Annotated in this window: 1 protein-coding gene and 1 pseudogene; both read right to left on the bottom strand. The window is 76.2% G+C overall.

All coding sequences use genetic code 11. The features are described from left to right. Positions 1–372, bottom strand: a 372-nt coding sequence (locus HMPREF3086_RS19430) for a Mur ligase domain-containing protein (RefSeq protein WP_246830870.1), incomplete at its 3' end; no start/stop codon positions are given. Beyond that, positions 369–621, bottom strand: a pseudogene (locus HMPREF3086_RS02755) (UDP-N-acetylmuramoyl-L-alanyl-D-glutamate--2,6-diaminopimelate ligase); the annotation flags it as partial. The pseudogene HMPREF3086_RS02755 and the gene HMPREF3086_RS19430, both read right to left, overlap by 4 nt.

Here is a 621-nt window from a genome sequence, read left to right as displayed (position 1 = left end):
CCCCAGCCGGTCGACGCTGGCGCGCGCGAGGGCGCCGAGCGCGGTGAGCACGGCGGCCCCGGAGCCGTCGGTGTCGGCGGCCAGCGCCATGGCGTTGGTCTCGCGGCGGTCGACCGCGGGCACGACGATCTGCGCACCGCCCACGCCGTCGACCTCGTGCGCGACGAGCGCGCCGGCCGCGCCCGCGTCGAGCGCGCGGGCGACGAAGTCGTGGCCGTCGACGCGTTCGCCCGGCAGGGCGAGGAACAGCCCGCCCGGGGTGAGGCGGCGGGAGTCGAACTCCACGGTGCCGGTCACGGCCGTCGACGGGTCACCACCGACCAACCGACCGCCGACTATCCCCGCGATCTCGCCGAGGGTGAGGTCGATCATGGTGTGCTGTCCTCCGTCTCGCCCGTGGGGGCGCGGTATCCGAGTCGTCTGACGAGTTCTTCCGCGGCCCTGGCCCGGTCGTCGAACGGGTGCACGACGCCGGCGACCTCCTGACCGGTCTCGTGTCCCTTCCCGGCGATCACGACGACGTCGCCGGCGCGGGCCCAGTCGATCGCGGTGGCGATCGCGGCGCCGCGGTCGCCGACCTCCTCGACGCGGGTGTCGGGCCCGGCGGCCTGTTCGGCCCCC

It is taken from the genome of Dietzia sp. HMSC21D01, from assembly GCF_001815995.1.
GTDB classification, from domain to species: domain Bacteria; phylum Actinomycetota; class Actinomycetes; order Mycobacteriales; family Mycobacteriaceae; genus Dietzia; species Dietzia cinnamea.
The sequence above is the reverse complement of the archived record's forward strand: the minus strand, read 5'-3'. Positions and strand labels throughout refer to the sequence as shown.